Source organism: Psychrobacter sp. 28M-43 (assembly GCF_014770435.1).
In the GTDB taxonomy this organism is placed as follows: domain Bacteria; phylum Pseudomonadota; class Gammaproteobacteria; order Pseudomonadales; family Moraxellaceae; genus Psychrobacter.
Window position 1 is genome coordinate 2696176 of record NZ_CP061739.1, and the last position, 19542, is coordinate 2715717.

Annotated in this window: 18 protein-coding genes; 7 read left to right on the forward strand and 11 right to left on the reverse strand. The window is 43.4% G+C overall.

The features are described 5' to 3' along the window. Positions 1-255: 255 nt before the first annotated feature. Positions 256-1350 carry a formate/nitrite transporter family protein gene (locus tag IEE84_RS11295; protein ID WP_191114235.1) on the forward strand — a complete coding sequence of 365 codons (1095 nt, stop codon included), beginning with the start codon at positions 256-258 and terminating at the stop codon, positions 1348-1350. 204 nt (positions 1351-1554) lie between these two features. On the opposite strand, the gene IEE84_RS11300 is transcribed toward IEE84_RS11295, so the two are convergent. The 6 genes from IEE84_RS11300 to IEE84_RS11325 form a co-directional block, all read right to left on the reverse strand. Continuing rightward, on the reverse strand, positions 1555-2478 hold the full coding sequence (locus tag IEE84_RS11300; protein WP_191114236.1) for a bile acid:sodium symporter family protein: 924 nt from the start codon (positions 2476-2478) through the stop codon (positions 1555-1557). Positions 2479-2784: 306 nt separating this feature from the next. Next, a complete protein-coding gene (locus tag IEE84_RS11305; RefSeq protein WP_191114237.1) occupies positions 2785-3291 on the reverse strand; it encodes a YbjQ family protein in 507 nt (168 codons plus the stop codon). A 78-nt stretch (positions 3292-3369) separates the two neighbouring features. Further along, positions 3370-3810, reverse strand: coding sequence for a YbjQ family protein (locus IEE84_RS11310; RefSeq protein WP_057761652.1), 441 nt, complete (start codon positions 3808-3810; stop codon positions 3370-3372). A 108-nt stretch (positions 3811-3918) separates the two neighbouring features. Next, positions 3919-4476, reverse strand: a complete 558-nt coding sequence (locus tag IEE84_RS11315) for a UPF0149 family protein (protein WP_101206057.1) — start codon at positions 4474-4476, stop codon at positions 3919-3921. Between the two features lie 307 nt (positions 4477-4783). Then, complete coding sequence (locus IEE84_RS11320; RefSeq protein WP_057761656.1) at positions 4784-5020, reverse strand: PA3496 family putative envelope integrity protein; 237 nt, start codon at positions 5018-5020, stop codon at positions 4784-4786. 186 nt (positions 5021-5206) lie between these two features. Then, the gene (locus IEE84_RS11325) at positions 5207-6664 is read right to left on the reverse strand and encodes a hypothetical protein (protein ID WP_191114238.1); all 1458 of its coding nucleotides are present in this window, start codon (positions 6662-6664) and stop codon (positions 5207-5209) included. Between the two features lie 513 nt (positions 6665-7177). Between IEE84_RS11325 and serB the strand changes: the two genes are divergently transcribed. From serB to hemJ, 6 genes are all read left to right on the forward strand, one after another. Further along, complete coding sequence (serB, locus tag IEE84_RS11330) at positions 7178-8368, forward strand: phosphoserine phosphatase SerB (protein ID WP_191114239.1); 1191 nt, start codon at positions 7178-7180, stop codon at positions 8366-8368. Between the two features lie 317 nt (positions 8369-8685). Beyond that, the gene (locus IEE84_RS11335; RefSeq protein ID WP_191114240.1) at positions 8686-9681 is read left to right on the forward strand and encodes a DUF368 domain-containing protein; all 996 of its coding nucleotides are present in this window, start codon (positions 8686-8688) and stop codon (positions 9679-9681) included. Between the two features lie 282 nt (positions 9682-9963). Continuing rightward, a complete protein-coding gene (aciT, locus tag IEE84_RS11340; RefSeq protein WP_224737784.1) occupies positions 9964-10356 on the forward strand; it encodes an AciT family ciprofloxacin tolerance protein in 393 nt (130 codons plus the stop codon). A 206-nt stretch (positions 10357-10562) separates the two neighbouring features. Continuing rightward, entirely contained in the window at positions 10563-11069 is a 507-nt protein-coding gene (locus tag IEE84_RS11345; protein WP_102090478.1) for an SCP2 sterol-binding domain-containing protein, read from the forward strand. A 374-nt stretch (positions 11070-11443) separates the two neighbouring features. Further along, entirely contained in the window at positions 11444-12478 is a 1035-nt protein-coding gene (gene bioB, locus IEE84_RS11350) for a biotin synthase BioB (RefSeq protein ID WP_416383493.1), read from the forward strand. A gap of 40 nt (positions 12479-12518) precedes the next feature. Then, complete coding sequence (gene hemJ, locus IEE84_RS11355) at positions 12519-12953, forward strand: protoporphyrinogen oxidase HemJ (protein ID WP_057762639.1); 435 nt, start codon at positions 12519-12521, stop codon at positions 12951-12953. A 111-nt stretch (positions 12954-13064) separates the two neighbouring features. On the opposite strand, the gene IEE84_RS11360 is transcribed toward hemJ, so the two are convergent. The 5 genes from IEE84_RS11360 to IEE84_RS11380 form a co-directional block, all read right to left on the reverse strand. Beyond that, on the reverse strand, positions 13065-13703 hold the full coding sequence (locus tag IEE84_RS11360; RefSeq protein WP_191114242.1) for a hypothetical protein: 639 nt from the start codon (positions 13701-13703) through the stop codon (positions 13065-13067). A 262-nt stretch (positions 13704-13965) separates the two neighbouring features. Next, positions 13966-14457 (reverse strand): hypothetical protein, encoded by a 492-nt coding sequence (locus IEE84_RS11365; protein ID WP_191114243.1) that lies wholly within the window; start codon positions 14455-14457, stop codon positions 13966-13968. Positions 14458-14575: 118 nt separating this feature from the next. Beyond that, a complete protein-coding gene (gene rph / locus IEE84_RS11370; protein ID WP_057761673.1) occupies positions 14576-15292 on the reverse strand; it encodes a ribonuclease PH in 717 nt (238 codons plus the stop codon). A 181-nt stretch (positions 15293-15473) separates the two neighbouring features. Continuing rightward, positions 15474-17273, reverse strand: coding sequence for an AMP-binding protein (locus IEE84_RS11375; RefSeq protein WP_191114244.1), 1800 nt, complete (start codon positions 17271-17273; stop codon positions 15474-15476). 509 nt (positions 17274-17782) lie between these two features. After that, positions 17783-19510 (reverse strand): AMP-binding protein, encoded by a 1728-nt coding sequence (locus IEE84_RS11380; RefSeq protein ID WP_191114245.1) that lies wholly within the window; start codon positions 19508-19510, stop codon positions 17783-17785. Positions 19511-19542 lie beyond the last annotated feature (32 nt).

The following is a 19542-nucleotide window of genomic DNA, read 5'->3' on the forward strand; positions in this document are numbered from 1 at the left end:
GGTGATCTTATTGTTGATAATGAATGTGGTCAAAATGAGATAGCGCAAAACGCTATAAAAACAGGAAAAATAGTTGATAGTGTGATTTTAACGCAGATAGGCAGATTTTGTTAGATGGTAAGGCAATTTATAAAGCCTGAAGGCGATTTATTACTCAAATTGTTAATCAATTAACAACAGCAATCCGAAGAATGGGAAATATAATAGAGATTACTTATGCAGCAAAATCATTAGCCTATAACCAGCGAGCCAACCGTGTCCCAAGATACCGAATATGACCATGATTCTCAGGCTAATCTATCAGACAGCGAGCGTCTGAGCGTGAACACCACCCCTCCTATGCCTAAAGATAATCATACGCTAGAAGAAAACAGCGATTCTTCTAAAGACATTGAGGTAAATAAGGACGCAGACGAACCTATCAAAGCCACCGAAGACCTAGAAAACGATGACCTGCCAGAAGAAATCAGCGACGAAGACAAAGAAACCATCAAAAAGGTCGCCAGTGATGACAATCTAAGCCAAGCGAAAAGCTACGCCAGTATCTTAGTCGAGCAAGTTATCCACGCAAAAGAAACCTTTGAGCGTTCACTTGGCTCGCTATTTACCAGCGCCTTTACAGCTGGGCTAGAGATTGGCATCAGCTTTTTTATGATTTTATCAGCGTTTGCCTTGCTCAATGACGTGATACCAAGTCGCTATGCCATGGTGCTGTCGTCACTGCTGTATCCAATCGGCTTTATTATCGTGGTGATTGGTCAGTCGCTATTATTTACGGAGCAGACATCCCTCTTGAGCTTGCCTGTCTTAAATAAAATTGAGCCGCTGCACAAACTTCTGCGGCTATGGGGCATCGTCATCGCTGGTAATATCGTTGGCGGCTGTATCTTTGCAGCATTAATGATCGGTCTGGGACTGCATATGCATCTGTTTACAGACCACGCTATCGATGTCTATGCCGAGCACATCCTAGGTTTTGAGTGGTGGGTTATCTTTGGCAGCGCCGTGCTAGCAGGCTGGATGATGGGCGTGGCCGCATGGCTAGTGACCTCTGCACGAGATACACTTAGCCGTATCGTACTGGTGACGCTTATCACTGGTAGTATTGGGTTTTTAGGCTTGCATCATAGTATCGTGGGCAATATCGAGGTATTTTCAGCGCTGCTGTATGGCAATACCGTCAGTCTCTGGCGATACTTGGTATTTTTAGTCGTGGTACTGGTGGGCAATACGGTAGGCGGTGTGGTGTTCGTCGCGGTACTCAAAAACCGTACGTTCTTATTTGAAATTGAAAAAGTAAAAGAGCAAGCTGCCGAGGCAAGAGCGAAAATGGACAGACGAAGATTCTAAGCTTGAGCCAAACTGATTTGAGCTAAAACTGATTTGAGCTAAACTGATTTGAGTTAAAACGAGCATTAAACGCAAAAGCCCATAACACGCTTCATTATACAAAGCGGATTACGGGCTTTTTTTACTAAACCATACACTGTTGATTTTTTACCAATACTGTCTCAACTGGCGCAACAATGCGTTACTACGGTTATCTTAAACCTCTTACATTCTACGTGCTGCCAATACACTGCTTTCTATCTCTGTTCTTTTTGCTTTATTGTGCTGGGCAGTAAATACTCTGACCATGATACCAGCGGTCAAGAACATGATTAGCGTATAGATAGCTGGCGTCATCGACATCTTATAGTTAGCCAATAGCGTCAGTGCCATAAACATTGAAAGCGTACTGTTTTGTAGGCCGACTTCCATAGTAATCGAGCGTCTTTGCGCAGGATTTAGACCGAACCATTTACTGGTGTAATAACCAAGTGCCATCGTCGAGACGTTCAGTATCAATGCCACAGGGCCAGTAGCGATTAATGCTTCAACGATAATGTCTCGTTGCACATAGCTTAAGAAAAGTACCAAGAAGCTCAAAAATATCACGCCAAAACGAGATACCATCACCTGTCCTTTATCTGCCGCGTTAGGGGCATAGCGTTTGATCAACATACCAATACTGACGGGTAAGATAGTCAGAGCAATTAGGCTGATCATGGTCTTGACCACTGGCAACTGAAACTCACTACCTGCACCCATAAAGTACACGAGCGAAAAACTGAGGACGATAGGAATGGTAAATACGGTAATAACACTGGCAATAGCGGTCATGGTGACCGAAAGTGCGACGTCACCTTTGGCTAAATAGGTAAATAGATTTGATGTCGTGCCACCAGGACACAGTACCAGCAACATGACTCCAACGGCATACTCTGGCTCGAGAGACATAGTGGTTGCCAAAGCAAAACCTACCAATGGTAAAAATATTAACTGGTTGGTCAAGCCTATAGCGACTGCTTTAGGGTATTTGACGACTCTCTTAAAGTCATTGGTAACTAAGGACAATCCCATTCCCATCATAATCAAAAAGATACTAATGGGAATGACTTTTGCATTTATAAACGTGACTAACTCAACACCTTCCATAACTACATCCTTGTAGATAGAGCCCTTACACGGGCAGGTTTATGACAACCTCGTCATGCTCAATCAGCCAATCCTGCTGATATCTTGGGTAAAAGCCACCGACGTTGTCAGCTCTTTATATGATACTTTTCCATACAGTCGTGTTTTTTAAACCGACAATTTTTGATAAAACTGGTTACTACGAACCGAAATAATAACGGAACGACAAAATTCAGTATATCGTTGTAAAAGTGTATGGTTTTGATTTTTCTGACTACTCATCAGTCAATTATAGGTTTTTACACTTGAAAATAAACTAGAAATGATTTAAGCGGGAATGTTGTGATTTATAGCAGATGTAGAGTGAATATGGTCGATACTGATAACAGCTGTACCGTAGGCGATGGCTTCGACCATACTGCCTAATTGGTTGACATTGGTTACCTCAAGACGTAACCCGTAGATATGCGTGTAGCCTTTGGCTTTTGCCTCAGTCCGCATACGAACAATGGCTTCGCGGCGGGCACGATCTAGCAAAGTCTCATAGGTGGTTAAGTTTTTGCCAAAGACACTTAATACGCGAGCGATGATCATTTTGAAGTAGTCTTGAGCGATGACGACACTACCCAGCACCAGCTCACCTTCACTACCCGCCGCTAACTTGGGACGGTATAAGCGTTCGCTTGAGACAGTAATATCGCCCAATGCTTGCTCTGCTACGCTTAGCTGTGCTAAATGCTGACGCTCATGGCGTGACCCGAAGAACCAGCCAGCCGCGAATAAGAAGACAAACGGCCCATAGTTGATGAGCACTTGCGTGAGTGAATCATTCATAGCACGTTTCTCATCATAAAAAGCATCGGTGCTTTTAACATTATAGGATTTAGTATTGTAGCTTTTAGTATTGTAGGATTAACCAAAAGGATTGAAACGCGGTAAATCATCGGGTGCGACTTGGGTCTGAGTATTTGTGTTTTGACTAGAATGATTATAACCATCGCTTGGCGGGTTTTGATACTGCTGCTGTGATATCGGCGCAACCTTGACCGCCGTACCATAGACAAACAGCTCTGACGCACCTTGGGCGATGCTAGAAGTTGAAAAACGTAGACCGACCACCGCATCAGCACCTAACGCCTCTGCTTTGACAATCATGCGATCGATTGCTTCTTGGCGTGACTCTTCTAATAGCTCGGTATAAGCCGTCAGCTCGCCGCCAACGATGTTTTTTAACCCAGCAAACAAATCTTTACCGACGTGCTTTGAACGCACGGTACTACCGTACACCACGTCTAGGCGTTCAGTGATTTGATAGTTAGGTAGGTGTTCAAGATTAGAGAGTTGCACAGTCATAGTATGACCTTATCGGTGACTAATAAAATACAGGGTAAATCAAAGCACTGTAATACAGCATAGGCAAAATAGAAACAGCACTGCTAATAGCGCTGTTTCTTAGCATCATTAATCGTTGGTATGAAATAGTAAGAATAATTCAGTCAAATTACCTTCGATGCTATTGGCCATTTGTACCATTTTGTCTTCGTCTTTACGCATTTCAGACAGCTCTGGATCTTCATCATCGATACCGCTTAGTACGATCATTGGCAAGGTCAATACTGCGACGTCTTCTGCGGTCTCTTGATCTTCAAACCAATCGCTTGCTTCGTCACCATACATGGCATCGACAAAACCGATTGACCAAGCAACGATGTCTGACTCGTCAGAGAAATCAACCGCCACTTCTTCGTTACCAGCATCTTCACCAAATGGTAATTCAATAGGCGTCTCGTTTTTTAGCTCAGCCATGATTGAATCGCGCCAGCGTTTGATGCCATCGATAACGTTGTCTGGAATCTCACTTACGTGACCTTCGAACAGGGCATCCATCCAGTTAGGCAATGGACGACCGATAACCGTCGCTGTCAAAAAACCATGCGCTGCGACACTATCTAGCACAAACTGGCTTTCTTGATTGTCCAAATAGTCTAGTAATTCATCAAAACTTAGTTGGTTACTCATAATTTGGTTTTCCTTAGCAGATAGATGTCATCAATCGCAGTGGGCGATCGGTTAAATAAAAGAGGACGAGTACTTAAGTAGAGACTAAAGGCTGCTTGATTGATCAAACTCAAGCAACCTCTATCAGGTAAGTATTATCGAGATGAACTGGTTGCGAGCAACCTAGAAAATTAGAAAACAGCAGGCAACCAGTTTGATTGGTTAAATGATTTTAGTCATTAAAATAGCCACTGCCGTTAAAGTAGTTACCGTCATTAAAGTAGCTACTAGAGCACTTTAGTCCACTGAAACGACTGATGCCGATAAATTAAAAATCGTCATCATCCCAATCATCGCCGTCTTCATCGAAGTTGTCTATGTCGTCTAGATCGTCTTTTAACTCTTTAGCCAAACGCTTTTCTTCTAGCAAATTATCGATTAGCCGACGTTTTTCAAGACTACTTAAACGTGTACGTACGCTCGTCTCAGCTTCTTCAACCATCTTTGCATCATCATCGTCGACAAAATCATCATCAAAATCGTCGTCAATATCAGCGTCACTCATGACAAACTCCTATCATTTTTAGGCAAGGGTATTAAGAATACATCAATATATATATGCCTTATAAAGTCTCTATTGAATGTTGTCAATCCTTTTTCGCAATATGGTACATTTCATCTCTACGATTAAGATAGTCTAGTAGGCTATATAACAGACAATTGTAATATAAATGACCAAATACAGTCGGCATTAAATGTGCAGATCGTCCTCATCTTCAATCATAAGAACTGCGTTGCGCACATCAGCCAAACGCTGAATCAAGGAGTCGTTAGCACCATCAAATATCGCACACTCGCGCTCATAGACAGTGGTTGGGCGCATGATGTTATGTACTTGTACGTGATTGCTGATTTGCTTGAGACCAGCATTTGGCAATAGTATCAATAGCTGCTCTTTTTTGCCGATACTCTGGAGCAAGTGAGTCATTGGCTCTGACTGCGCCTCATCACTCACGCCCGCTTTCGCTGGCAAAGCAAAGCGCGACAGCTCAATATGCTTGTCGTGGATAATTTTGTTGAGCATTAAGTATAGCTTGGCAAGCATCACGCCTGCGAGTGCCACTTTTGCATGACTATTATCAGCCTTTAGTACCACACTTGCGCCATTGTCTTCGAAGTGCGCTTCATTCATCGCACTCACGCCCAGTAGCAATGGTTGTCTTAGCAACTCAGTCACGGCTTGATTGAGCAGCTGGGTGCAGAGTGATAGATAAGGCAGACGCTGCGCAGGTGCAAGGCGTTCAAGCATATTGAACTCATCATGGAATACGACTTGAACTTTGACGCTATCAACAGACCGTGTGGCAGATAGCTTAGACGTATAACTGGCAGCTTGAGAAGTGACACCGTCTGTATCTGCTATCTCGCTTTCGCTACCTTCACTCGCACTCGCTAGATTGTCAGTATCGCTACCTGCCTCTTGGTTTTGCTGGGTTCTAAGGTACTCGTTCACTTCATTATGTACATTAAACTTGCGGGCATTAGTCACCTCGTCATCTGCTGCGTTTGCAGTATTATCCGTCGCTACTTGACTGTCTGCTAAATGAGACGCTGATTGACCCGTTGACTGGCGCTCAAGTTCACGGTCGTAGCCGCGTTGATCGACTGGTCTATATTGGTCACGATACAGCTCTTGGATATCTCGACTTAACGCATTGATTTGCTCTTTGGTCGGACGAGCGAGGTAACCATAAATCAACCAAAGCAGTAAATGCAGCAGCATAGTACCGATGACAAACGGCCATTGCATGGCGATAATTTCGCCTTTACTGACGTCTTTCAAAGTCAATGCAACGCTACCAATAACTGCATCGCCATTGGTGGCGATTTGACGAATGGTGTCACCTTGCTGCATCGGCGCATTGCCTACTGGCACCAAGATATCATCGTTGTTGTCTTTAATCAGTATCCGTGTGACGTCTTGCTCGCTGGTATAGCGGTTGGCAATAACGCTTAAACTCACACGGTCTTTATTTTCTAAAGACAACCTTGCTTCATCAATCAGCTGGGCGACCATCTGCTCGCCTTTTAACGCACGACTATTGCTCAGCTGTTGGTCAGTACTAATGACCAATAACAGCGTCTGCAAACAAAAACTAACCAGAAGAATAATGGCAAACAACCCTTGCCGCGGCGCTAAATACGTCATGATATGTTAAACTTTTTTGGAGAGAAGAAATTAAAAAACGAGGCTACTGCTCATTTTTTGGCTAATTTTTAAACAATTGTGATGTGCGCCAACTGTGCTGCGCACATAGTTGTAAAGCGATACAGATTATTAACGACTATCGACAGCACTATTACATCTAAGACACTGTTGTATCTAAAGCACTACTGATGACATCATTACTATGACTACCGTTAATACAGTTGCCAACGTTACTACCTTTTGCCTTGCTATCTTTTGCGAAGGCGTCGTTAATAAGAAAGCATCGTCAAGCAACAGCCAGCTTATCTCATCTACTATATCACCATAATAAGCCTTATAGCGTGAGCGCTTTATAAATTTATCATAATAACTTTACTGCATTTTCTACGGCATCTTACGCCATAAAATCTGTTCTTTAGCATCATTGTTACTTTGCGCGTCATCTATAGGCGCTGCCCAGTAAAACTGTTATTATTCCTAATCTTATATGAGCATACAAGGGACAATTGAGCCATGCCAAAAAATACATCTTATTCGTTACCAAAAGACAGCAAAGCATGGCAACAAGCCGTTGATTCTATTGCGGCATTATTACCCGAAGATACCAATTTGCAAGACTTTGATGCGCTACAGTCGCTACCTGTTTTTGCGCTCATCGTAGTACTGCCGACTCAGGTATCTGCGTTAGATATTCATCAATACGTTCAGTCGTGGGTCGATGAACAGCCAAGCTGGCATCTAGTGACCGTTGCCGAAGATACTGACGCTAGCTTCGTCAATATCACAGTATCTGATACCGAGCCTACAGCAGCGGACGCACAGCGCCTACCCTTTACCCATACTCAGGTCTACCGTTATCTGCTAGTGCCAGTCACTGACACACTAATGCACCCTGGCAAAAAAACCGCAGCCGCTCACATCATTGATGATCAGCTGACCGCTCGCTTGCGTCGTGACCTAACTGAAGAATACAACAATACACGCAGTGCAGATAGCACAGGCAACATAAACGTCGTGGACTGTCATATCCTGTCTGTCGGTCATATGCTACGGACGCACAAACTTGCCTGCTTTGACATGGACTCGACCTTGATCGAGCAAGAAGTCATCGTAGAGCTAGCAAAAACGGCTGGGATTGGCGAAGAAGTTGAAGCCATCACTGAAGCAGCAATGCGTGGTGAAATTGATTTTGATGAATCATTTGCTCAGCGTGTGGCCTTACTAAAAGGCACCTCTACTGACGTGCTGGATGATATCTGTAGCCGATTAACATTATCGACTGGTGCGCGCACAACGATTAGTGCGCTAAAAGCACTGGGCTATCATACGGTGCTGGTCTCGGGCGGCTTTACTTATTTTGCCCGTTATATCGCTGAGCAATTGGGTATCGATGAAGTGCATGCCAATGCTCTAGATATCGAGGAAGGTGAAGTCACTGGTCATGTACAGTGGCCTATTGTCAACGGTGCCAAAAAAGCCGCTATCGTTGAGCATACTGCTGAGCGCTTAGGCATTGAGATGTCACAAGTGGTCTGTGTCGGTGACGGTGCTAATGATTTACCGATGATGGCATTAGCCGATCTGGGTGTGGCCTATCATGCCAAACCAATCGTTCAAGCACGTGCTGATGCCGCTATCAACGTGACAGGGCTTGAAGGTACTTTGTACGCTCTTGGCTATCCTGCACTGGCGCCTACTGAGTAATTGTAGGACGCTTTATACCATTTAATAAGCTAGGTTAATGTTTTGTCATTAATCTGGCTTTTATGCTTTAGAGCGTGGCCTAAACAAGAAAAGTAGCGTAGATAGTACCGATATATTAACCAGCTATTTGACGATATCTGGTAAAATTTGGCCATTTTTAGTTCAGTTAAACGACTATCAAATGAATTGCAGACATGCCTTAGTACGTGATGATAATTAATAAAATCTGCTATGCACACTGATGTTTAGCTAACGCCTGTTTTCATCTAATGCTTACTTTTAGATAACACTTATTTTTAAATGATAAAGGAATGCCCATGACGGCACCACAATCTCCACGGCCAATTCAGCCGTCAGCGCCAACACCATTAGAGCAAGATAAGGTACCTTTACGTACCGATAGCCCTAAGCAGCTGGTAGGTATCTATGTTAGAGGTATGGCCATGGGAGCAGCTGATATTGTGCCTGGCGTCTCTGGCGGCACTATTGCGCTGATTGCAGGGATTTACGAGCGCTTGATTAACGCACTTGGCAGCATCGGCCCCAATCTTTGGACGATATTTCGTCAGGAAGGTGGCATCAAAGGATTCGCGGCAATTTGGCGACAAGTAGACGCGACATTTCTATTGTGTTTGCTACTAGGCATTGCCACTAGCTTTGCGACCTTAGCCGGTATCATTAAGCATTTATTGGACAACCAACCATTGCTTATTTGGTCATTCTTTTTTGGACTGGTCGTCGCAACGGTATTTATCTTACTTAGTGAAATTAAGCGCTGGAATATAGGACGTGTCGCACTGTTTGCGACTGGGCTTATTGCTGCCGTAGTCATCAGTAGTATGCCGTTACTCACGACCACGCCTAGCTTACCGTATTTGTTTTTTGCAGGGGCAATTGCTATTTGTGCCATGATCCTACCAGGGATATCAGGGTCGTTTATTTTGCTATTGCTAGGCGCTTACGATGCAGTATTAGAAGCAGTCGATACGATGAATCTGAGTGCCATTTTCACAGTCATTGCGGGTATGGCGACTGGGCTATTGCTATTCACGCGCGCACTTAAGTGGCTGCTCTCGCATTATTATCAGGCTACCTTGGCATTGCTGACAGGCTTTATTGCAGGCTCTCTAATAAAAGTATGGCCATGGAAAGTAGATGCGCTAGGCTCACTAAATACTGAAGCTGTCCATAATGTCATGCCATGGCAATACCCTACTGGCGCACAGTGGTCAACGACAGTAGGACTTATGCTACTCGGTGCTATTCTAGTTTCGCTATTATCGTGGTGGGGTAATCGTACCAATCGAGGCTAAGTATTTAGCAAACTAACAATCCTGTTTGCTAGTTTGGATTGGTTTGCTAGCTAATAAATATATTCCTAGACTAGCAAAACCATTTCCGTACTACTCAAAATAAGCGCCACCCCTCACGGCGCTTAGCCTAATATCTAGCCATCAAATATCGCAAAACAAGCCAAAAAACCAAACGTCAACGGTTGTCGCAAAGTCGCCTGCACCCTCTTCAGCTTTACTCAATAACCTCTCATAATAGTCTCATTGGAATTCACCTTATGAATAGCGAGATGAATGATGTTAATGACTATATTTTCTTTTATCGGTGTAGAGGCATGGAGCGGCGCGGCATGGCTTGGTTATGGACTGCTAGCCAGTTTAGTAGTGGTGCTCGCCTTGTCGTCATATCGTTGGCTACTGCTATATCTGTTTGGCGGTATGGCTTACTGGTTCACCGTTGAGTTGATTCAGAATATACTAGCAGGTCGTCCTATGTTGATGGAGCTATCATCATGGCATCGCTATATCATCGCTATGGGCATCAGTTGGTTACCATTAGCAGCTTGGGTACTGTATCGGGCATTACGCTATGATGATGTGAGCCAAACAGTTAGTCAGCAACGTGAGCTAGAAGCCGCACGCTATATCGAACACACACCTGTCTACGATGATAACTATCAGCCACGTTTCCGTTAAAACTGTCCTATTTATATCTCTGTTTGTCTATATCAATACCTTGCTTACGTCAGTGACATCGAATGTTACAAGATACTTAACGCTCTCTACTTAACTCCTAAAGAGTTGACACCCTATGATAGTTTATAATCCAGTTATATATTTGTCATAAAAACTGGTATAAAGTACGCTTTATTTTTATGCCTCATTTCTTTAGGAGTTCTGCTATGTTTACTGTTCCTGTATTAGATATCAAATCTGATCCATTAGATGCTTTATTGGCTGTCGTTGGCTATCGTTTGTCTATGTTAGCTGATAGCGATAACGAAGATGTCAAAGCGTTATTCGCTGATCGTCAAGTTACGATTGAGTTTGCTAGTACTGAGTCTGATATCGCCCGTTCTTTTAGCTTTGACAATGGACAATTCAGTCAACAAAGCGGCCATGCAAAAGAAGCCGACTTGACCATCACTTTCAAAGACTCTATGACTGGCGTTAGACTGCTAACCAAAGGTAGCTTGCCTGCCTTTATGACTGCTGTACAAGAAGGTAACTTGAGCATTGAAGGCGACTATAGCCTAATGATGTGGTTCAACAAACTTGCCAAGCATATCGTTCCAGCTATTCCAGAAGAGTGCAAACCATATATCCAAAAAGCCAAACCTTACGCTTATAAAGCACAGAAATTTGCTGAGCATTGGGTTGGTATCGCCAAGCACAAACTTGGTAAATAAAAAGAATGGTGCACTGAGCGGTAGTCATTGGTAGAATGGATGATATAGAACTAAATAGCCAAACGTATAGTTACTATTTATGTGCGCTACTGTGACAATTATACATACTGTCTAGCAGTGTTCTGATTTTCTAAAAAGGTTGCGGTATACTATACGGCAACCTTTTTTGTTACCTTATAAATGACAATAGATAAAAACATTGGTTTTATTTAATACCCTCTAATTCTTATAAAAGGACTTACCTTATGGCAGGATTGCTTAGCATCTCCGAACCTGACGCCACCCAGCCAACTGATGTAGCCACTCAGCCAGATACGACCAAGAGTGATTTTTTGGCCAGTCTAGCCACAGACGCGACTCAAACTGATAGTAAAATAGCCACCACGTATAGCCGTGAAGAAATCGCGCAACTGTTTGATTTACCTCTAATGGACTTGCTGTTACAAGCACAAACCATCCATAGAAAGCATTTTACTGCCAATGAAGTACAGATCAGCACGCTACTCTCTATCAAAACGGGCAACTGCCCTGAAGATTGCGGCTACTGCTCACAGTCAGGTCATCATCGCGACACAACCAAACTACAAGCAGAAAAGCGCATAGAAGTTGATAAAGTCATCGCAGCGGCCAAACGCGCCAAAAACAGTGGCTCATCACGCTTCTGCATGGGTGCCGCGTGGAAACACCCAAGTGCTAAAGACATGCCTTATGTGGTTGAGCTGATCAAAGAAGTGAAAGCATTGGGACTTGAGACTTGTATGACACTGGGTATGCTCGATACCAATCAAGCGACACAGTTGGCCGATGCAGGGTTAGATTACTACAACCATAACCTAGATACTTCGCGCAGTTACTATGAACAAGTCGTTAGCACGCGTAGCTATGATGAGCGTTTAGACACGATAGAAAACGTGCGTAACTCTGGCATTAATGTCTGTAGTGGTAATATCGTTGGTATGGGCGAAAGCCGTGATGACCGCATCGATTGGGTACTTGAGCTGCTAAAAATGCCAAAAGCGCCTGAATCAATTCCAGTCAACTTACTGGTGCCTATTGCAGGTACACCGATTGGGGACAAAGTATTGGCCGAAGGTCAGCTGTCTGTACTTGAGTGGATTCGTACTATTGCGGTCGCCCGTATTTGCTGCCCGACTAGCTACGTGCGCCTATCTGCTGGTCGCGAAAGCCTATCTGATTCTGAGCAAGCATTAGCCTTTATGGCAGGTGCTAACTCATTCTTTTATGGTGATAAGCTTCTTACCACTGGTAATGCAAGTCAATCAGGCGACGATAGACTCTTGCGTGAGCTTGGCCTTACCAAACAGTTTGCCGCACCAAGAGCGCCTAAAGTACTGCCTGTTATGGATGCGATGAATGGTCATCAAACACAAGTTGTATTGGCAGAGTAGGCCCACGCTAAAAAATACAAGCTAAGCAAGAGAAACTATGATGGCAGATTATTTTAACTGGATTAAAGCGGCGCACATTATCTCGATGGTCTGCTGGTTTGCGGCGATATTTTATTTGCCGCGCCTGTTTGTCTATCATGCGATGAGCGACGATAGCATCAGCCATGAGCGCTTTGCCATTATGGAGCGCAAGCTATATCGCGGTATCATGACCCCATCGATGATAGCGACATGGATTTTTGGTCTATGGATGTTAGGACTGGGCTGGGATGTCTATAAAACCCAAGGTTGGCTACACGTCAAATTGCTATTAGTAGTGCTGCTGTCAGGCTATCATGGCGCTTGCGGCTTTTATCGTAAAAAGCTGATAGATAATCCACACTATAAAACGCATAAATTCTGGCGCTGGTTTAACGAAGTGCCTGTCTTCGCCTTAGTGATTATCGTTATTCTCGTCGTGGTAAAACCGTTTTAGATTCAGAAAAACCATTTAACCTGTAAAGCAAAAGCGTCCGCAACTTCAATGAGTTGCGGACGCTTTTTTATTCAATTATAGAACAGGTTGTCAAACTGGAGATATCGAACACTAAACACTAGGGCGCATAATTTGATAAACATTGCTTAAGTCATAAACGCGATAACGAGCTGGTTCACGGCGATTTTCGCCAGCATAACTCAGTATCAATGCCTGCTTGGCACGCTCATCGACCCAACCGACAAACAGTCCACTATGCTCGACGCCATTGTAACCATGATTGATATAATAGAGCCAGTCGCCTGCTTCAATCTCACTGCTACTAGCATAGGGCCCTTGCGCATAAGTGCCTTTGTGTATGGTATTACGCGATACCCCTGCCCGATTAAATACAGCATTTAAATAATCCCAGCAGCCACCTTGAATAATCGTGCGCTCATTAAGTGCCATTTTGCGGGCGGTACTGACCACCTCACGTGCTGCCATACTACTCTGCGTCTCGGCATTGCTCAATAGCGGTAGATACTCGCTATCGACATTGTCATAGTTGCCTGATAAAAACGCTGGTAAGACTGTAGGTGCTGAACGCTGTACCTCAGGATAACGATAGGACGTATTCATCGTTGGTTGAATAGATTTTTGGGCAATAAGCATACTCATACTATCTGCATGGGCTTGCCCTACCATGCCGCAGGTAAATAGGAATAAACCGCACGACGCGGCGACTGATGGTATAGACAAACGCAGCATGACTAACTCCTTGTCAATAGATCTCAATGACAGTATCAATAATAAGAAGGATAAATTTTATAATCCTACTTATAAACCATTTGCGCACAAATCTGCAAGCACTATTCGCTTGCGTCAGGTGATAGACGGTATGAATATACTGATAGATGACAATATTGTAGAGGCACATCCAGTGAAATTTAAAATGACACTTGAGTTTGAAATTCAGATAATACGAAGACAATAGCTATGTTTTCATAAAGTATGAAATTGAGGAAAGATACTAATTACTCTTCATTTTAATATTTACATGACGTTTCGTTAGCGCTTGCCCTTCTAAGATAGCTTTCGCAGCTTTTGCTTCTTGAGCACTCTCAAAACCGGTAATATGATATTTGCAAACGTCACTGCTATCGACAATCTGTAATTGCTCGCCAATCAGCGTTATCTTATCACCATCCGTTAAATTAATATGCTCACGCTTACCTAGATTGTCATGGACCAACTCGCCAGCCCTTACCCACAATGTACCGCTGCTAATCATACCGCTCATGGCTTTCTTATGCTGTTGGCGCTTTTTATTAAAAATAAAGCTACCAATAATAAGCAGTGCAAGCGCACCGATGGCTAAACGCTCAGGCAACAAACTCATCGCCATGGCGACTGCGACGGCCCCTATCAATAGTGCAGAACCAAACCAAAACATGCCATTATCAGCAGCATTTGATTGCCCTTGTAAGGTGATTTTGGCGCCATCATCAGTCAGCTTTAGCATGTGTTGTTACCTATTACGTAATGTACGAATATTTTCTATTAAAAAACTGCCTATTAGCAGCTAACAGGCAGTTATTGACACTAAAAACAAAGAAAGTGTGTTATATCTAAGCGCTAGTCTACCAACCAAGCGCCGTCTGTTGCATTTTAATCAATTCGGCAATGCCTTTTTCAGCTAATGACAGCATAGCATCTGCTTGAGCACGAGTGAACGGCTTTTCTTCAGCAGTACCTTGCAGCTCAATGTACTCACCTTTTTGGGTCATCACGACGTTCAAGTCGGTATCGCAGCTAGAGTCTTCTTCGTAGTTCAGATCCAGATATGCTTCGCCATCTTTCATACCAACAGAAACCGCAGCAACCAATCCGATTAGCGGATCTGCTTTAAGTTTTTTGGCCTTTTGGATACTCTCTAGCGCATCGATAAGCGCAATCGCAGCACCAGTGATACTAGCCGTACGAGTACCACCATCCGCTTGCAACACATCGCAATCAAGATAGATGGTGTTTTCACCAAGTTTACTCAGATCAATCATGGCACGTAAGCTACGACCGATCAAACGCTGAATCTCTTGCGTACGACCTGATTGCTTACCGCGAGCCGCTTCACGCTGATTGCGCGTGTTGGTCGCACGTGGCAACATACCATACTCAGCTGTGATCCAACCTTTGCCTTTACCTTTGAGCCAACGCGGCACACCAGACTCTACACTGGCAGTACATAGTACCTTGGTATCGCCAAAACTTACCAATACTGACCCTTCAGCATGCTTCGTATAATGGCGCTCAAAGCTGATCGAGCGAAGTTGGTCAAGCTCACGATTGTCAATACGCATAAAAATTCCTAGTACAATGTTATAAAAGCAGTGTCATAAAAATACCTATCAGTCGTTAGCAAACACATTGATAGGTATGTAGTCGACTAAAATCTTAAGATATCCTAACGTGACAACGGCGCAATAGCAAGATTCGCACCTGCCATTACGCCACCATTATCAATAGAATGTCAGATATAAACTATTCTAACCCTTCCATCTTACGCAATTCCTTACGTAGGATTTTGCCAACGTTCGACTTTGGTAATTCGTCAACGAACTGTATATGACGTGGGCGCTTATAGCCAGTTAGTTGTTTTTTGCCATATTCCAATAGCTCTTTTTCAGTCACATTGCCTTTTTTAACCACAAACAGCTTTGGCTCTTCGCCGCGATCATCGTTTGGTACACCAATAGCACCGCATTCTACGACTGCTGGATGCTCACTCATCGCCTCTTCGATTTCGTTTGGATAGACATTAAAACCAGACACCAAAATCATGTCTTTTTTGCGATCGACAATTTTGATAAAGCCTTTTTCGTCCATAATGCCGATATCGCCCGTTTTTAAGTAACCGCTAGCCGTAAAGGATTCAGCAGTTTCTTTCGGACGATTCTGATAACCAATCATAACCTGTGGACCTTTTACACAGATTTCACCGCGATCGCCCATGGCTACTATATTTTCGTCATCATCAATGAGTACGATATCAGTACTAGGTGCAGGAATACCGATTTTTCCAGTAAATTCTGCAATAGTCATCGGATTAAAAGCTACGACAGGTGAGGTCTCAGACAAGCCATAACCTTCAACGATAGGCAGACCAGTGATTTTGTGCCACTCTTTTGCTACGCTAGGCAATACTGACATACCACCGCCGATAGACGCTTTTAGGTTAGAAAAGTCCAAATCAGCAAAGTTATCTTTGTGTACTAAGCCATTAAACAAGGTATTTACGGCAGGGATAAACGCTGGCTTGTACTTGGCCATCTCTTTGATAAGTCCATCAAGATCGCGCGGATTCGGAATGAGTAGCGAGGCATAACCTTGATACATGCTACACATACCGCAGACCATAAATGAGAATACGTGATATAGCGGCAGTGCGGTCAAAATCACATCTCTACCATCTATATCATCATCAAATGCACTGTTCATCAGCGCGCTGACCTGTAACATGTTGGCGACTAGATTGCCATGAGACAGCATCGCGCCTTTCGCTACTCCCGTCGTACCACCAGTATATTGCAGCAAGGCCACATCGCTCAAGTTTAACTCAGGGCGTTGGTACTTACTGGCTGATTCAGCATTCAGAGCATGCTTGAAACTCACGCTATTCGGTATGCTATAAGCAGGAATCATCTTTTTAACATGACGAGCCACGAGGTTGACCACGGCTCCTTTAATCGTACCTAACATATCACCAATGGTACACAACACTACATGCTCTACCTGACCTTTGTCTTCGGCATCTTGATAGGTCTTAGCAAAGTTTTCAACGATAAATAGCGCTTTCGCACCACTGTCATGCAACTGATGTGACAGCTCACGGCTGGTGTATAGAGGATTTACATTGACCAATACCATCCCTGCACGAATGATACCCAGAGCGACCACTGGATACTGCAAGACGTTGGGCATCATTACCCCAACTTTATCGCCTGCGACCAGTCCTATTGACTGCAAATAGCTAGCAATTTGGCGACTATATAGATCTAATTGCTTAAAAGTAATCGATGAGCCCATGCAGATATAGGCAGGTTTTTGGCCATAACGGCTAAAATTACGCTCGAACACATCAAGTAGAGAGGTATTGTCTTCTGGCATCTCGATAGTAGCATCGATGCTATAGCGCTCATAAGCGCTCAGCCACGGACTATCACTGTCGATGGTCGGCATAGTAGGAAAAGCATTACTTTGATAAACGTCGTTAGTAGTATTGGCTTTATCATCAGTTGCAGCGCTATTATCTATCGTTTTTTTATTAATATTATCCGTCATAATTTTCCCTAAATGTTACTGTTAAAAACATTGAATATGCTAATGGAAACACCATTTTTTATGATTATCGCTGACAGCAGAAGCTTATGAATAAGAAATAGATAAGTATGATCGGGTTTGTCATTCATAAGCTTTGCAAATTAAATGGCGACACTAAGTCCATGATAAATAATACTACCACTCAGCACGACCAAGTCGAGAACAATATTTACTATCATGATTTCGCCTGTTGTTTTGAGCAAAACCAGTACGATTTTTTGGATAAAAACAAAAATACGTCGATGGGCACTATAGCAGTTTTAATAGATATTCTCTATTAATAGTAGCTGTCATCCGCAAATGTCAAAAGCGATAAAGACAAAAAAATGATAAGACAGCATGGTTGCAGCCTTATCATTTTTGATTACTACTTTAGTTACGACAGTATCTAATCGAGCGATACTTTCACATGTACCTTTAGTTAATACACGCAGCTATCAAACAACTCTCTAGGTACGTGTATCAGCAAATTAACCGTGGTTTTTTTCTTCAAGTACGCGTAGATCTTTACGCAAAATCTTACCAACGTTCGATTTTGGCAGCTCGTCAATAAACTCAACACGACGAGGACGTTTATAACCTGTTAGGTTCTCTTTACCGTACTCAAGAACTTCTTCAGTGGTCAGACTAGGATCGTTACGGACAACATAGATCTTAGGAATCTCACCGCTTTTCTCATCTTCAATACCGATGACACCACATTCTAAAATCTTAGGATGACCAGCCATGACTTCTTCGACTTCGTTCGGATAAACGTTAAAACCAGACACCAAAATCATATCTTTTTTGCGATCAACGATGGTCACATATCCATTGTCAGCCATGATACCGATATCACCAGTACGGAAGAACCCATCTGCTGTCATCACTTCGGCAGTAGCATCTTCACGGTTCCAGTAACCTTTCATGACCTGTGGACCACGAACACTAATCTCACCGCGCTCACCAAGTGCTACTTCATTACCTGCATCATCCAAAATCGCCACATCTGTTGCTGGCATCGGTACACCAATGGTACCTGTGAATGTCTTGCTGTTACTAGGGTTAGAAGTCGCTACTGGTGCTGTTTCAGACAGGCCGTAACCTTGAATGATAATATTACCAGTTACTTGACGCCATTTCTCTGCTGTTGGACTTAGTACTGCCATGCCGCCGCCCATCGATTGACGCAGCTTGCTATGATCCATCGCGATAAATTCTTCGTTGTTGGCAAGCGCGTTGAACAACGTGTTTACCGCTGGGAAGAACGCTGGTGGATTGGCTTTATATGCTTTTAACAAGCTATCAAGATCGCGTGGATTTGGTACTAATAATACAACACAACCGCGATACAGACCGAACATACCACATACGGTGAATGAGAAAATATGATACATCGGCAATGCCGTCATAATCACAGGTTGCTCACCTCTTTGATCGAAATCATCAAAAGCGGTGCCCAAAAAGGTATTAGACTGAATTAAGTTTGCCACCAAGTTTTTGTGCGTTAGCATCGCGCCTTTCGCCACACCTGTCGTACCACCGGTATACTGTAGGACAGCGATATCATCAAGCGTGATATTGGTTGGGCGCTTATATTTACTAGCGGTGACTTGCTTTAATGCACTTTTGAAACTAACGCTATTAGAAATACTATAGTCTGGTACCATTTTTTTGACATGGCGGACGACCGTATTAACCATAAAGCCTTTGAGCGTACCCATCAAATCGCCCATACCCGTAATCACGACTTTATCGACCACATTGCGACCGATGTCTTGATAGGTTTTGGCAAAGTTTTCGACCATGATTAGCACTTTGGCGTCTGAATCAGTCAACTGATGCTCGAGCTCTCTGGTAGTGTACAGAGGGTTGACGTTGACTAAAGTAAAGCCTGCACGTAGTACAGCGATGACAGAGATTGGTAACTGCAAAATGTTGGGCATCATGACCGCAACTTTATCGCCTTTGACCAATCCTAATGACTGTAGATAAGCGGCCATTTGACGGCTGTATAGATCTACTTCTTGGAAGCTTAACGATGAACCCATGCAGATATAGGCAGTTTTATCAGCATTTTCAGCGAAGCTTTTTTCGAAAATATCGATAAGTGACGTATTGTCGGCTGGCAACTCAATGTCATACTCCAGACCAAGTTCTTCATACGTTTTTAGCCAAACTTTATCGTCACGACGGGTTAAGTTTCCTTGATTTTCCATAATCTTTTCTCTCCTAGTAATAATACATTACC

Excerpts from the sequence above, each read along its gene's own strand:
- IEE84_RS11300 (WP_191114236.1), bottom strand. The coding sequence starts at position 2,478 with ATGGAAGGTGTTGAGTTAGTCACGTTTATAAATGCAAAAGTCATTCCC.
- IEE84_RS11305 (WP_191114237.1), bottom strand. The coding sequence starts at position 3,291 with ATGAATGATTCACTCACGCAAGTGCTCATCAACTATGGGCCGTTTGTC.
- IEE84_RS11310 (WP_057761652.1), bottom strand. The coding sequence starts at position 3,810 with ATGACTGTGCAACTCTCTAATCTTGAACACCTACCTAACTATCAAATC.
- IEE84_RS11315 (WP_101206057.1), bottom strand. The coding sequence starts at position 4,476 with ATGAGTAACCAACTAAGTTTTGATGAATTACTAGACTATTTGGACAAT.
- IEE84_RS11320 (WP_057761656.1), bottom strand. The coding sequence starts at position 5,020 with ATGAGTGACGCTGATATTGACGACGATTTTGATGATGATTTTGTCGAC.
- IEE84_RS11325 (WP_191114238.1), bottom strand. The coding sequence starts at position 6,664 with ATGACGTATTTAGCGCCGCGGCAAGGGTTGTTTGCCATTATTCTTCTG.
- serB (WP_191114239.1), top strand. The coding sequence starts at position 7,178 with ATGCCAAAAAATACATCTTATTCGTTACCAAAAGACAGCAAAGCATGG.
- IEE84_RS11335 (WP_191114240.1), top strand. The coding sequence starts at position 8,686 with ATGACGGCACCACAATCTCCACGGCCAATTCAGCCGTCAGCGCCAACA.
- aciT (WP_224737784.1), top strand. The coding sequence starts at position 9,964 with ATGACTATATTTTCTTTTATCGGTGTAGAGGCATGGAGCGGCGCGGCA.
- IEE84_RS11345 (WP_102090478.1), top strand. The coding sequence starts at position 10,563 with ATGTTTACTGTTCCTGTATTAGATATCAAATCTGATCCATTAGATGCT.
- hemJ (WP_057762639.1), top strand. The coding sequence starts at position 12,519 with ATGGCAGATTATTTTAACTGGATTAAAGCGGCGCACATTATCTCGATG.
- IEE84_RS11360 (WP_191114242.1), bottom strand. The coding sequence starts at position 13,703 with ATGCTGCGTTTGTCTATACCATCAGTCGCCGCGTCGTGCGGTTTATTC.
- IEE84_RS11365 (WP_191114243.1), bottom strand. The coding sequence starts at position 14,457 with ATGCTAAAGCTGACTGATGATGGCGCCAAAATCACCTTACAAGGGCAA.
- rph (WP_057761673.1), bottom strand. The coding sequence starts at position 15,292 with ATGCGTATTGACAATCGTGAGCTTGACCAACTTCGCTCGATCAGCTTT.
- IEE84_RS11375 (WP_191114244.1), bottom strand. The coding sequence starts at position 17,273 with ATGACGGATAATATTAATAAAAAAACGATAGATAATAGCGCTGCAACT.
- IEE84_RS11380 (WP_191114245.1), bottom strand. The coding sequence starts at position 19,510 with ATGGAAAATCAAGGAAACTTAACCCGTCGTGACGATAAAGTTTGGCTA.